Source organism: Mycobacterium palustre (assembly GCF_002101785.1).
GTDB lineage: Bacteria > Actinomycetota > Actinomycetes > Mycobacteriales > Mycobacteriaceae > Mycobacterium > Mycobacterium palustre.
Genome location: NZ_LQPJ01000104.1, coordinates 1 through 12,032 on the forward strand (window position 1 = coordinate 1; position 12,032 = coordinate 12,032).

Consider the following 12,032-nt stretch of genomic DNA (forward strand, 5'->3'; position numbering starts at 1 on the left):
GTCCCGATCTGGGCGTAGGCCCACACGACCAGCCCGGAGCAGTCGAACGCGTCGGGGCCCGCCGCGCCCCAGCGGTACGGTTTCCCGATGCGCGTGCGGGCTGCCGCTACGACCGCCGGGGTTGCGTTCGCCAGGGGGGCGGCGCTGATACCGATGCTGGCCGCCGCGATGACGGCGAGCAGGAGGCGTTTAAGGGTCACGGCCCTGCCGCGGCGTTTTGTGCTCGGAGCATGCGTTGCACGTCAGGGTCGGCCATCAGCGCCTGTAGCTGGGCGGCTTTTTGTGCGACGCCGCAGTGGTAGAGGAATTCCATGAAGCACCAGCGGACTTCGTCGAGCTCCCGCCGGAGCTTGGTGACTTCGTCTTCGAGGGTGGCGATGCGGCCCTGCTTCGGGACGAGCTTGGAGGGTTCGGCCATGGCCGTCGCCTGCCCGTTGGTTTCGCTCATGCCAGGGCCTTGTTCAGCGCATCGGCCCGTTTCTGGGCGTCATCGCGGGTCGCTTCGAACGCGACCGGCGGCGTGGCGTAGCCGTTGTCGAGATCCTCGAACACCACCGGGTGTCCCTTGGTGTTGGTGTTGTCGGCGGGGTTGTGCCGTTGGGTGATGGGTGCGACGACGAACATGTTTTCTCCTTGTGGGTTGACAACCGCCCGATGGGCGATATCGTTTAGTCGTATGGCGCCGCGCAGTCGTCCCGAAGTAGGGGCACCGATCCACGTCCGGCTCGGCAAGGAACTGCTGGCGGAGGTTGACGCTTATGCGAAAACCGCCAAGGTCAGCCGCGCGACCGCAGTACGATCACTCATCCGCGCATCGCTGGCCGAGCTCGACCACGAGACGATCGGAAGGTACTGATCATGTCGTTTCTCACCACCGCGCCGGAGTTGATGACCAGCGCAGCCGGCGACCTGGCGGCTATCGGGTCTCGGATCGATGACGCGGGTGCGGCCGCGGCGGCGTCAACATCTTCGATCGCAGCTCCGGCCGCCGATGAGGTGTCGGCCGCGGTGACCGCGTTGTTCAACGGTCAGGCTCAGGCGTTCCAAGCCGCGCAGGCCCAGGCTTCGGCGTTCCACCAGCAGTTCGTCGGGCTGATGAACGGTGGCGCGGCGCAGTATGCGAGCGCCGAGCTGGCCAACGCGCAGCAGCAGGTTCTCGGCGTCATCAATGCGCCGACGGATGTGTTGTTCGGGCGCCCGTTGATCGGGAACGGCGCGGACGGGACCGCGGCGAGCCCGAACGGTCAGCCTGGCGGATTCCTTTGGGGCAACGGAGGCAACGGGTTCTCGCAACCTGTCGGGGGCGCTAATGGCGGTCGGGGCGGGGACGCTGGGCTGTGGGGCAATGGCGGCCGTGGTGGCGACGGCGGCGCGGCAATAGCCGGTGGGACTGGCGGCAACGGCGGCTGGGGCGGTAACGGCGGCCTGCTGTACGGCTTCGGTGGCGACGGAGGAAACGGTGGCACCGGAAGTGTCTCTGCGATGCCGCCGAACACCTACCTTGGTCATGCTGGTTTCGGAGGGGCCGGTGGCTGGAACGCCACCTATGGCCACATGGGAACGCTGGCCGTCGAGAACTCGGACGGTATCGGCAACGGCGGGTACGGAGGCAATGGCGGCAACAGTGGGCCGTTCTTCGGGGGCGGCGGAAACGGCGGCAACGGCGGTGCCCTGCTGCCGTAGACCCGCTTTAGCCTCCCGGCTGCGGGACGGCGATGGTGTTTGACGCCACCGATGTTGCTGTGACGCCTTCGTATTGCGTGGCGCATTCAACGGTCCACGGGCCGAGCGTGTCTCCGGTCAGGCCGGTGATTGTCGCAGACACGCTGCCGCTCGGGTCGGTGGTAAACGGTCCGACCGTTCCGGGTCCTGTCGCGGTGTAGGTGAAGGGGCGGTTCGCGGAGGTTGGTTGTGGGAAGGTGAGCGTCACGGTGCCGTCTTCGTTGAGTGTCGCGACGGGCGCAGTCGTGGTGGCCGCCCATTCGAGTGGAACGTTCTGGGTGAACTGTGCAGCGTAGTCAACGTTGGACATTCCGACGACGTTAGTGCCGTCGACGGCGAGCCATCCACCTGGGTCGGCGACACCGTTCTGTTGGGCGCCGTCGGCAGACCAGGGGCGGATGCGGCATTGTACGGAGTCGGTGTTGGGTACGCGTTGGACGTCGATCTCGATGAGGTTGGTGAGCCCTGCTGCCACGATTTGGCCGAGTCCGCGAAGGATTTTCGATGCAGGGCAGTTGGCGCTGCAGTCGCACGCTTCGTCCATGCTGGTGGGGACTTGGAGGCTTTGGGGCCCGAGATCGGGGCCGAGTTTCGTAACAGGGCTGAACCCCGACAATTCAGTCATTTCAATCCTTTAGCTGAGTGTTCCGCAATTCAGGAGGGCAACCTCGAAGGAGCAGTTGAGCCCACTGGCATCTCCCGCTTGGTTGAGAGACGCCCCGTACCATCCGGGCTGGATGTAATCCCCGGCGGCGGCGTAGATAATCCACGCCGCCTGACAGTTGGCGTCACCCGCGCCGGCGACGTAAAAGTTTCCTTGACCCATCCGCGACAAGGTTCCATTCACGTAAAGGGCTTGCTGCCATGAAAACGTCCCCCCAGGCGACGTGGGAGCGTTTTTCATGGTTACCAGGTACCATCCGGGGACACTGAATGTGAGCTTACCGCCCGACCAGGTTAAGTCTGGCGTGTTCCATTGCACCGTGTCAAATGTGTTGGAGGGGAAGACAGCTCCGCCGGTGAGAGTGACCGAGCTGGTGGTAGCGCGGTACGCCCTAAATCCGCTCCCGATGACCGTTGGCGGAGCGTTGTCGGCGATACCCCACGAGGAGATAGTCAGTGGGGACACGTCGTAGCTGTATCTCGGGGTGGTGTAGGCGACGCCGCCTAGTCCGCCGTATCGGTAGCTACTTCCGACCTGGGAGATGTGGCTACTGTCCGCGTAGCTGATCAACGTTGTTCCGTTGAACAGCACCGAAATTGAGTATGGGTTGGATGTATTCCTGTCGCCCAAGACTAATTCGAACAGGCCGGTGCCGTTTATTGAGGAGGTTACGGAAGCTAGTTGTGTCCAGGCCCCGGATACAAAGCAGCCCAACACAATTAGCTGGATTCCGGTGTTGATGTCATTAGCATTATGGATGGCACTCATGTACGCCATGACGCACGTCCCCATCGCGCTGTTGCTGCGGCCGATGAGGACGGTCGGGCCCTCTGACCAGACACTGTTGAATTGCGCTGAAATAACTTGGTAGTCAGTTGTTGTCGGCGTTGGATAGTGTTCGAGATCGTATCCATGCGTGGAGACGTTCTGCCAAGCCACTGCACCGCTGGTGATGCCAAACTGGGTGACCCTGGTCGACCCATTGTTTAAGCCGAGGGGATTGTTTGTGCCACTGCTGCTCAGTGCGGCGGTCGATTGAGTGAATATCCCTGACAGGGTCGATTGATTGGCGTACGTGGTGAAGTCTACTCTTTGGTAAAGACCGCCAGTGCCCGAGCCGGATCCGATAGCTGATCGCTGCAATGCCTGGTTTAGGCTTGCCACCGAAAGCCCGGTCATACCACCAATATTGGAGGCATTCTGCGCGTTCGTCGCAGCCTGGCTAGCCGCTGCTGCCGCCGCTGCGGCCGCGGATGCCTGCCCACTGCTGCCCGTCCACGCCGACCACAGCCCCGAGATGAATCCAGAGACCGCGGACCCCAATGATGTTGCTGCGGTCGCGGCCCCGTTGATGGCGTTGTTGACGGTGTCTTCGATCTGCCCCACCGCATTCGATGCATTCGCCGCCGCACCTGCCAACGCCGAACCCACCGCCGCCGCGTCGGCCTGAAGCGAGTTGCTGACGATCTCGCCTACCTGGGTGAGTGCGTTGCCGGCGTTAGTGGCCGCACCAGATACTGCAGATCCGAGAGCGGCAGCGTCCGCCGCTCCGGCGGCCTCGACAGCCTCGGCCCACGCCTCGGCCGCGCTCGTCGCATTGCCGGCCGCCGCGCTCAGATAGGACACCAGTCCGGTGACGTTCCCGGCGCCCAAACCCGAAAGCAGCGCACTGAATTCGCTGTTGACCGTGCTGGCCAGCGACGCCGCCGCCGACAGGAACGAGGCGAGATCGCTGAAGGTGTGCCCGGTGCCCATGATCCCGTCGAGCAGCGTCGCCAGGTTGGCGTTGGCCGTCTGCTGTCCGTCGAACGCCTCCTGCGCCTGGTTGACCAGGTTCTCGCCCCACGTTTGCAGGAACGCGAACGGCTGCCAGCCCAGGATCGAAATACCGCCGAAGGCGATCGCGATCTCCCCGATGAAATACTCGGTCAGCGCCGAGATCGTCAGAATCCACTGTTGCGCATCCGGGACCGCGCCCACCGGGCCGAACAGCGCCGGGTTGTGCAGGCCCGGATAGTTCGGGGTCTGCGTCACCCACGGGGGAGGTGTGACCGTCATGGGCCTGTCAGTTCTGGCCGCCCACGATCCGGAACGTCCGGTCGAGCTGGCGGCCGTGCTCGGTGGTGGCGTGCGCCGTGACCCCGTAGGACACGCCTGTGACGCAGCCCGAGAGGATCACCTGCGTCGTGATCTCGGTGAACGACGACGAGACGATGATCAGCTCGGAGTTGGTGACGCTGTAGCTGACGGCGACGATGGGGTCGTCGTCGGGCAGATGATTCGACCAGTCCAGCGTGTACTCCACAACGTCGCCGGGGTCTTTGATGTACAGCGGCATGATGATGCCGTCGGCGGCCTTGATGAACTGCCCGGCCAGCGGCGCTTCCGAGCCGTCGGGCATGATGCCCGGGATGGCCGGGATCTTCCAATAGCGTTCGGCCACAGGGGTGAGCGCGCGGTGAATCGACAGCGATGCGGTGGTCTCCATCGGGATCTCCAGCGCCGCTTCGAGCACGACTGGGGCCGGGGTGAGCGAGAACCCGATCGCCGCCCACTGTGCCGTCGACGGCTGCGTGCAGGTGCCGGTCACAGTCGACGCGCCGGGCGCGTCCTGGACCAGCAGCTCGCCGCCTGAGGCTGACACCACGTACGGGAAGAAGTTGTAGCCCAGCAGGCTCAGCAGGTACGCGATGTAGGCATAGACCCCGGAGGTGATCGCGCGAGCCGAAAGGTTATGCGCGCTGAACAGATTCGGCGTGCGAATCGCGTGGACCGTCACGACGCGATGCGCTTCGGACACCGACGGCACGGTGACGCTGTTGGCGGTCTGCGCGCCCGCGGTGTCGCCGCTGACCACGACCGGATCCCCGCTTGACAGCACCCCGGAGTAGACGACGACGTCGCACAGGATCCAGAAGCCGCCCGAGTCCGACGGCAGCCCAGAGACCGCGGCGTGCACGGTCTTGCTCCCGGTGGGCGGCGATTCCAGGCCGTTGAAACCCAGCTCGAAGACGGTCAGCAGGTTCTTGTGGCCGTCCCAATAGGTCCGCGCCCCAGCCTTTTCCGTCATCTCGACGCCGCCGTAGGTGACGGTGAGTGTGGCGCCCGAGGTGTCGACGTTAGTCTTCAAGTAGATCGAGGCCGTGGCCCACAGGCTTGGCGATTGCGGGCTGGCGACGATGTCGACGTCGACTGCACCTGAGGTTGCGGCTCCGGCGATCTCGTTGATGTTGTGATTCGCCGACTCGGGAAGTGCGGGCATCAGTCGGTCGCCAGGTTCGGGAACTTCAGGGTGAACGCGCCGACGGCCACCTGATCACCGTTGGCGACGAGCTTGGACGCCACCGCCTGCGCGGAGAACAGGAAGTTGGCGCCCGCATCGGACCCGTCGAACGCCCCCAGGTGGCTCAGCGTTTCGCCCGTGGTGATCTGGAAGATCGGCGGCAGGCCGGTGATGACCCACAGCCCCGAGGAGGAGCGGGCGAATGTGGCGAACGCCCGCGTGGTCTCGGCCGCGAGATTCGCGGTGCCGTCCGCGCCGGGCACGCCGATGAAGGCCTGCATCCAGACACCCGACTGGCCGAGCTCGCCGAGCCATTTGTCCGCCAGATACGCACTGATGCCTACGTTGCCGTTGCCGCTCATGGTCAGCAGATCCTCTCTTCCGAGGTCACGGGATGGGGTCGACCTTCACGGCAAACCGTGTGGTCGTGGCGCTGGTGGTGAATGTGTCGCTGCCGCTTTGGCGTTCGACCCGCAGGTGCACGGTCGCGGACTGGCCGGCCGGTACGCGATCCCACTCATCGGGGCTTCCAGCCGGCGCCCCGGGGGTGATTGAGATTCGTTCGGTCGCCCCGGACATGCCGAAGCCGCGGCCGACGTCGTTGCCGTCCGATTCGCCGTTGAGCCGGGCGATCACGTCGACCCGCACGTTGGACCCGGTCGGCGAGATCATCGTCTGGGCGAACGCCTTTGGCCGCCAGTCGAAGTCCTGCGGCGGGATCGCCACCACACCGAGCGTGGAAGTCGGATTGCCCGATGCGGTGTTGTTCAGCGAGGCCGGATAGTAGGTGTCGCCGACCTTCGGGGTGGCCAGGATGAACGCCGACCCGTCAGGGTTGAGGATCAGCGTTTTCCCCGGCGCCGGGGTGCCGTAGTCGCTCGGCGTGAGCACGGCGGCGCCGTCGTCGCCCTTGGCGCCTTTGTGCAGCCCCAGGGCGAGTTTGTAGCTCGGTCCCGATACGTCGGTGGCCGGGCTCACGAGGGTGAGGCTGGCGAAATCTGCTGTCGGGTCGTCGGGTTCGAGTGGGGTGAAGTCCACGTCCTCGTCGAACTGCGCGGGGAATCCCGGATCGCCCTTGACCAGCGCGCCGAACGAGGCGATGCCGCCCAGCGGCGGGGCCACCGCGATGATGACAGGCGCGGACGGGTCGAACGGCAGCGGGATCCGCAGTTGCCCCGTGGGCACGATGAGCCAGTCCTGGCCGTCGATCGTGGTTTCATACCAGTCGGTTGATGGCATGGGGCTCCTAGCTATTGGTTCGGGGCGAGGGTGGCGACCTGGAAGGCCTCTTGCAGCCCGGTGATGAGGCGTTGGTGCTTGGCCTGCGGAGCTTCCAGGGATCGGCCGTCGCCGATCTGGGCGGTGATCTCACGTTCCTTGTCGTTGATGTGCCACGCGACGAGGTCGACGTAGTCGGTGTACATCCGGGTGCGGCCCAGATAGACCAGCGACATCAGGCCGCCGCGGAACACGTCGCGGCCGAGCGCGTACTGCGAGCCGTTGCGGAACTTCACCACCGCCGCGGTGTATCCCCGGCCGTCCCAGGCCGCTTCCAGGAACGTGAAGATCGCCTCCACGTTGTACGGCGAGGCGCCGGTCGGAACGAACACCTCCATGCCCGGGTGGTACGGGCCCATCGCCGCGCGCTTGTCGTACCAGTCGATGAGCTGGAAGGCGAAGAACGCGTCGTTGAGGAATCCAGCCAGCAGATCGCTTGGGACACCGGTGATTCCGATGAAGATCATGACCGAGTCGACCAGCCAGGAGAAGAAGGCGTTGATCAGGTCATTGAGCCATTTCGGGCTCTTTCCGCCGATGATCGTTCGCCAACCCTTGGGCGTGTGGTCGACGATCTTGCAGCTCAAAATCGATGTCTTCTCGCCCTCCTCGGGGGCGATCATGATCGCGTAGGGCTGCACGAAATTGACACCCTGCGCCGGGGAGATGTAGACGCCCTGGACCGCGGCCTGCTGGACGAGACCGGCGAGCTGCGAGCCGAAGAAGGAGCCCTCGAGGTCGACGACTTCGCGCACCACCGAGTCCAGGACGTTCTTGAACGGCCCGGTGACCTGGCTGCGGTCCCTAACTGTCACAACGTAAGTCGGCCGGTCGAGGTTGGCCCACTGGTCGGGCTGTGCATCTCCGGGCAGCCACAGGTCGACGCCGACGTCCACGCCGTAGGGGCGGGTGATGTCCATGATCACCTTGCCGAGCGGCTCGAACCGCACGGTCTTGGCGAAGATCGGCGAGCCGTCCAGGAACGGGTTGGTGCGCACCACATACACCGGCGTCTTGAGCGCCTCGAAGATGTTCGGGTTGTCGTGTTGCAGGCTGTAGAACCAGGCCCGGATGTCGGGGTTGAGCGACAACGCGTTGTTGAGGAACTCGTTGATCCCCGACTGAATCCGAAGGAAGCACTCGGAGATCATGTTCTCGATCACCGTGACCAGCGGGCCAATGAAGATCGCGTGCGAGAAGATCTGGGCCTGGATGGGCAGCAGCCAGTCGGCCCAGATGATCGCGTAGTTGAAAATGTCCCAAATGCCAAGGCAATTGGAGGTGCTGGTCCAGCTGTCCTTCTCGAATTCGTACTCGTGGGTGTCGACGTAGAACGCGAACCTCTGGCCCTCGGTCTCGACGGTGACACCAACGAGTGTTTTGCGGCAGTCCATCAACGCCCGCACGCCGGGGAATCCGCCTTTGGCCTTGAGGGTCTCGCTGGGCACGGCGTTGCGGGGCTGGGTGCCGGAGCTGTCGATCAGGTAGGGGCCGAACTCGCGGATCGGGCGCCACAGGTTGTCGTAGAGCGTGTGGACGAATTCCGGTGTCAGATCAGAACTGTCAGCCAGCTTGGTCGCGGCGTCGGCGCGCTGGGTGAGGCTGCCGTAGTGGAGATCATGGTTCCACACGGCCAGTTCGGCGCTGGTCATCCCTCGTCGTCCTCGGGCGGGACGGGGGCGCCGCAGTCATGGCACTTGCGGACTGGGCCGAGCGAGGTCACGCCTTGTGTCGTCAGGAAATAGAGCGGTACGGCGTATCCGCTCGGCTTCAGGCATATCGGGCACCAAAGGCCCCACGCCGGCGCCCCCGCGACGACGTTGACGACGATGGCCATCAGGCCGGATACCTCCGCAGCGGTGTGCCGGTGGCCAGGATCGCTGAGTCGACGTTGCCGCCGTCGATCTTGACTGCGATGTGCTGCTTTTGCGCCGGAGCTCCGGGCGACTTCGGGGGCACCGGGTTGCGGAACCGGCCGTGCAACAGCGAATACGGGTTGCCCTGCGGGGCCTGCACACCGAAGATCGACCGGTTGGCGCCCAGGACCTGCGGGGCGTTGTTGGCCGTGGCGAAGCTGGCCAGGTCGGACAGTGCCTGCTCGTATTCGGCCTGCTCCTGCGGGCTGGCCGGAGTGGATGTCAGGTTGACCACGCTGTTGTCGAGTGTGCGGATCTGCATCACCTGGTTGGCCAGTAGCGGGCCGAACTGCACGAAATCTGTTGAGCCGGGCCCGTCGGCGATGCTGAACGTGCCGGGCCCGAAACAGGTGTAGCGCTCGTAGCGGCGCTGGTCGCCGACGTTGATGCGCGTGACGAACCCCGACTGGCTGGTGGTGGCATGCGTGCCGGCCGCGCATCTGCGTACCGACAGCGGCAGGGCCGGGGTCAGCCCGGTCGAGGGCGCGGCGTGCAACCCGAACCCGACGCTGCGGTAAGAGGAACCCAGCGGCGATCCGCTCCCGTGCTCGACAACGGTCATTCCGGGCACGTCGCTGCCGTTGCGCAGCACCTTGAACATGCGGGAGTTGCCGTCGTAACCGCAGACGAGCGCGAACTTCTCACCCGACATCGCCTGGATCGAAAGTGGTTGCTCGCGCAGTATCGTCTCGGCACCGTTGACGAAGTAGGACAGCCGCACGGTTTTCAGGCCGATCCGGGCCCGCACACCGTAGAGGCCGGGGATGCCGGTGTTGTTGAGACGCCCCCAGATGTCGTCGTAGGCGCCGTCGGGGAACGTCCAGGCGTTGGTGACCCCGAGCGTGATCTCGATGAACTGGTTGTTGGTGCTGGTGGTGAAGTCGTTGCGGCGAAAGACCGCGTCGCGCCCGGTGTCTCCGATGACCGGCCGTGCCGGATCGATGATGAAAAGGACCTGCTGGCCGTCGCAGCGCACCAGCGGGCCACGGCCGCTGTAACCCACGGTCCAGCCGTCGCCGAGGCCGTTGTCGGTGACGTAGCCGAAGGAGTCGGTGTTTGCCTCGTAGTTCAGCTTGAACTGGTCGATGTCGTCGAACGTCCTCCAGAACCCGTTGTCGGCGCGCAGCCTCAGTGTGAGTTGCTGGCGGCGCTGCTGGGCTCCGGCGAGCTTGTCGGGTGGGGTTTTGAACCAGCGGATCGGCGCCCACCAGTAGCCGAGTTCCTGTGTATACCAGGATAATTCGCTGACCTGTTTGGCGTCGATCGACGAAACGAGATCCCGGATGACCTTGCGAGTGTGCTTGGCGTCGCGGCCGCGCACGATCACGGTGGCGTTGACTTCCATCGGATCGTAAAGCGCATCGAGGAAGGTGACGCCGTCCTGCGTGGCGCCCTTCTGGTCGATCATCTGCCACGGCGGGATCAGCCCGTCGATGTCTTTGAGGATCACGTACTCGGGCATCGTGCGGTTGGGGATGGCTTTGCCGCCCATCATCGCGATCTGGATCGACTTGTCGTAGGCGGTCAGTGTCACCTCGGGATGCATCCCGTTGAGCACGTAGTAGGCGCCGTGCTTGGTGATCGGGCCGGCCGGGTAGCGGATCGGCGCGCTCATCGCTGCAACGGGATCTGATACTGGTTGGCCAGGTGCACGGCGATGTCCTTGGCGGCGCGGTCCTCGGGCGCCTGGTGGTTGTGGTACTCGACGTGAATGTTGGTGCCGCCCTGGCTGTTCTGATCACCCTGACCTTGGCCCTGGCCTTGTCCCTGGCCCTGGCCGGGGCCTGCCGGGTTGGCCGTCTTGCCCCCCTGTGAGGGGTCGGCTCCGGGCAGGCCCTGGGGCTGCTTGGCCATCATCCCCGCCAGGTTGGGCACCGCGGGCTTAGCGCCGGAGATGCCGATCGCGAGCCGGCCCAGCCACGACTTGCTGGGGTCGGCGAGCGGGCTGTCGTTGAGGTTGAACGTCTCCAGCAGCCCGGACACACCGATGCTGGCGGCTTGGGCGGCGAACCCGATTCCGCGGTTGATCTCGTCGATGCCGATCTGCGCGGCCTGTGACAGGATCTGCGCGGCCGGCGCCGCCCCGGCGCCGACGCCGGTCATTGCCCCGGCGGAACCGGCCATGGAGATCGCGTTGGGGATCGCGGACTCCGCGAGGCCGATCAGGCCGCCGCCGATGCCGATGCCGCTGCCGTGCGATCCGGCCATCTGCTGACCACCGATGACCGAGTTGGCCGGGCCGCTGAAAGCCGGTAGCCCACCGAGACCGCCGCCGCCGAACGGTCCGGCCGCCGGCGGCCCGCCCATCCCGGGGAAGTTGGCACCGGGGCCGATGCCGCCACCTGGGCTCACGCCCGCGCCCGCGCCGGGTGGGCCGCCGCCGGGCGCGGGCCCAACCGAACCGGGGCCGATGCCGTGAATGCCGGTGCCTAACCCAAGCGGCGTCGCAGCGCCGTCGCCGCCCATCGCGCCATACCCGCCGCCGCCGCGGGCCGCCACCGCAGCCGCCGCGTCCGGGCCGAGACCTTGCGCGTTCAGCCCGGCGTCGGTGCCGTAGCCGGGCATCCCGTAGCCGGTGCTGCTCGCGCCCGGGCTGTAGCCGAAGCCGCCTCCGGTCGCGCCGCCGCCGTTGAAGCCCAGGGCGCTGGCCGTCATACCGACCAGGCCGGAGCCGCCCTGGCCGCCACCGCCGAACGCCGACACGACCGCGGACAGCGCGCCGAGCGCCGGGGCGAATGCCAGGTTGCCCAGGAACGTCACGAGGTTCTTCGCCAGCCCGGGCAGGCCGCCCTTCATCCCGAAGTCCTCGTCGAGCGGCGCGCCGAGCTGCCCGCTGAAGCCGCCACCACCACCGGCAGTAGCGCCGCCGGAGCGGCCCGGATGGAAGGTGCCCTGCTTGACGGTTTCGAGGTCCTGGCGGGCGTCCTGGGCTTCTTCTCGGGCCTGCCGCAGCTGCTGCTCGAGCCGCATCCGCTCCGACTCGCTGGCGTTGGCCTTGAGCTCGCGCTGCTTCTGCTCGAGGACAGCGACTTGGGCATCGGCGCGCTGCACGCGCTGCTCAGCGTCGCGGACCTTCGACGGGTCGGCCGGCGTGAAGTAGCCGCCACCACCAGCACCACCGCCAGCACCGCCCCCGCCGCCGCCGAAGCCGCCCGCGCCGCCGACGTCA

The 12,032-nt window shown here is 66.0% G+C and carries 13 protein-coding genes and 1 pseudogene; 2 read left to right on the plus strand and 12 right to left on the minus strand.

Going from position 1 to position 12,032, the window contains the following annotated elements:
• From AWC19_RS14570 to AWC19_RS14580, 3 genes and pseudogenes are all read right to left on the minus strand, one after another.
• Window positions 1-122 (minus strand): annotated as a pseudogene (locus AWC19_RS14570) (NlpC/P60 family protein); the annotation flags it as partial.
• 74 nt (window positions 123-196) lie between these two features.
• Window positions 197-448 carry a hypothetical protein gene (locus tag AWC19_RS14575; RefSeq protein WP_085078774.1) on the minus strand — a complete coding sequence of 84 codons (252 nt, stop codon included), beginning with the start codon at window positions 446-448 and terminating at the stop codon, window positions 197-199.
• Complete coding sequence (locus AWC19_RS14580; protein WP_085078775.1) at window positions 445-624, minus strand: hypothetical protein; 180 nt, start codon at window positions 622-624, stop codon at window positions 445-447. Before AWC19_RS14580 ends, AWC19_RS14575 begins: the two co-directional genes overlap by 4 nt.
• A 52-nt stretch (window positions 625-676) precedes the next feature.
• On the opposite strand from AWC19_RS14580, the gene AWC19_RS14585 reads away from it, so the two are divergent.
• Both AWC19_RS14585 and AWC19_RS14590 read left to right on the plus strand, forming a co-directional pair.
• Window positions 677-856 (plus strand): ribbon-helix-helix domain-containing protein, encoded by a 180-nt coding sequence (locus tag AWC19_RS14585; RefSeq protein ID WP_085078776.1) that lies wholly within the window; start codon window positions 677-679, stop codon window positions 854-856.
• 2 nt (window positions 857-858) lie between these two features.
• Complete coding sequence (locus tag AWC19_RS14590; RefSeq protein WP_085078777.1) at window positions 859-1,683, plus strand: PE family protein; 825 nt, start codon at window positions 859-861, stop codon at window positions 1,681-1,683.
• A gap of 7 nt (window positions 1,684-1,690) precedes the next feature.
• Here AWC19_RS14590 and AWC19_RS14595 read toward each other — a convergent pair whose 3' ends face one another.
• From AWC19_RS14595 to AWC19_RS29675, 9 genes are all read right to left on the minus strand, one after another.
• On the minus strand, window positions 1,691-2,347 hold the full coding sequence (locus AWC19_RS14595) for a hypothetical protein (protein ID WP_142281190.1): 657 nt from the start codon (window positions 2,345-2,347) through the stop codon (window positions 1,691-1,693).
• Between the two features lie 9 nt (window positions 2,348-2,356).
• Window positions 2,357-4,420 (minus strand): DUF7257 domain-containing protein, encoded by a 2,064-nt coding sequence (locus tag AWC19_RS14600; RefSeq protein WP_085078779.1) that lies wholly within the window; start codon window positions 4,418-4,420, stop codon window positions 2,357-2,359.
• A 31-nt stretch (window positions 4,421-4,451) separates the two neighbouring features.
• Complete coding sequence (locus AWC19_RS14605; RefSeq protein ID WP_085078780.1) at window positions 4,452-5,648, minus strand: phage fiber-tail adaptor protein; 1,197 nt, start codon at window positions 5,646-5,648, stop codon at window positions 4,452-4,454.
• Window positions 5,648-6,031 (minus strand): phage tail fiber protein, encoded by a 384-nt coding sequence (locus tag AWC19_RS14610; RefSeq protein ID WP_085078781.1) that lies wholly within the window; start codon window positions 6,029-6,031, stop codon window positions 5,648-5,650. Before AWC19_RS14610 ends, AWC19_RS14605 begins: the two co-directional genes overlap by 1 nt.
• Before the next feature lie 25 nt (window positions 6,032-6,056).
• Window positions 6,057-6,908, minus strand: coding sequence for a hypothetical protein (locus tag AWC19_RS14615; protein WP_085078782.1), 852 nt, complete (start codon window positions 6,906-6,908; stop codon window positions 6,057-6,059).
• Window positions 6,909-6,919: 11 nt separating this feature from the next.
• On the minus strand, window positions 6,920-8,599 hold the full coding sequence (locus AWC19_RS14620) for a hypothetical protein (protein WP_085078783.1): 1,680 nt from the start codon (window positions 8,597-8,599) through the stop codon (window positions 6,920-6,922).
• Window positions 8,596-8,784, minus strand: coding sequence for a hypothetical protein (locus AWC19_RS14625; RefSeq protein ID WP_085078784.1), 189 nt, complete (start codon window positions 8,782-8,784; stop codon window positions 8,596-8,598). The genes AWC19_RS14620 and AWC19_RS14625 overlap by 4 nt, the downstream gene beginning before the upstream one ends.
• Window positions 8,784-10,478, minus strand: coding sequence for a DUF7257 domain-containing protein (locus AWC19_RS14630; protein ID WP_085078785.1), 1,695 nt, complete (start codon window positions 10,476-10,478; stop codon window positions 8,784-8,786). The genes AWC19_RS14625 and AWC19_RS14630 overlap by 1 nt, the downstream gene beginning before the upstream one ends.
• The coding region (locus AWC19_RS29675; RefSeq protein WP_245848982.1) for a cell division protein ZapB at window positions 10,475-12,032 on the minus strand (1,558 nt) is incomplete at its 5' end. The genes AWC19_RS14630 and AWC19_RS29675, both read right to left, overlap by 4 nt.

Bases quoted from the DNA above. Each gene is read 5' to 3' on its own strand.
- AWC19_RS14575 (WP_085078774.1), bottom strand. From the start codon at position 448: ATGAGCGAAACCAACGGGCAGGCGACGGCCATGGCCGAACCCTCCAAG.
- AWC19_RS14580 (WP_085078775.1), bottom strand. From the start codon at position 624: ATGTTCGTCGTCGCACCCATCACCCAACGGCACAACCCCGCCGACAAC.
- AWC19_RS14585 (WP_085078776.1), top strand. From the start codon at position 677: ATGGCGCCGCGCAGTCGTCCCGAAGTAGGGGCACCGATCCACGTCCGG.
- AWC19_RS14590 (WP_085078777.1), top strand. From the start codon at position 859: ATGTCGTTTCTCACCACCGCGCCGGAGTTGATGACCAGCGCAGCCGGC.
- AWC19_RS14595 (WP_142281190.1), bottom strand. From the start codon at position 2,347: ATGACTGAATTGTCGGGGTTCAGCCCTGTTACGAAACTCGGCCCCGAT.
- AWC19_RS14605 (WP_085078780.1), bottom strand. From the start codon at position 5,648: ATGCCCGCACTTCCCGAGTCGGCGAATCACAACATCAACGAGATCGCC.
- AWC19_RS14610 (WP_085078781.1), bottom strand. From the start codon at position 6,031: ATGAGCGGCAACGGCAACGTAGGCATCAGTGCGTATCTGGCGGACAAA.
- AWC19_RS14615 (WP_085078782.1), bottom strand. From the start codon at position 6,908: ATGCCATCAACCGACTGGTATGAAACCACGATCGACGGCCAGGACTGG.
- AWC19_RS14620 (WP_085078783.1), bottom strand. From the start codon at position 8,599: ATGACCAGCGCCGAACTGGCCGTGTGGAACCATGATCTCCACTACGGC.
- AWC19_RS14625 (WP_085078784.1), bottom strand. From the start codon at position 8,784: ATGGCCATCGTCGTCAACGTCGTCGCGGGGGCGCCGGCGTGGGGCCTT.
- AWC19_RS14630 (WP_085078785.1), bottom strand. From the start codon at position 10,478: ATGAGCGCGCCGATCCGCTACCCGGCCGGCCCGATCACCAAGCACGGC.